Source organism: Leifsonia sp. HAY1-4F, assembly GCF_056755275.1.
The window spans coordinates 1-232 of record NZ_JBNDHX010000699.1 but is presented as its reverse complement, the minus strand read 5'-3'; the positions used below and the strand labels follow the sequence as shown (position 1 = coordinate 232).

Here is a 232-nt window from a genome sequence, read left to right as displayed (position 1 = left end):
CGGTAACAGCGGTGTCGTACAGGGTGGCGCCCACCCAAAGTTGGGACTCGGCGTCGAACGCGCTGTAGCCCGCGGAGGTGGCATCGGGTCCCCGGCGGACCGGCGCATGCGCTCTGTTGACGGCGCGTCGAACGGCGTTCAGCTGTTCCTTGGAACCGGAAATCATCGCGTATACGTAGGTCATGGTGGCACGGAGCCTGTCCATGGGGCGCTCCGCGAAGTCGCTGTGCTC

The 232-nt window shown here is 65.9% G+C and carries 1 protein-coding gene; it reads right to left on the bottom strand.

Features of this window, described 5'->3' with window-relative positions; translation table 11 throughout:
* Positions 1-232, bottom strand: a 232-nt coding sequence (locus ACPYOG_RS21025) for an oxygenase MpaB family protein (RefSeq protein ID WP_481295978.1), incomplete at both ends; no start/stop codon positions are given.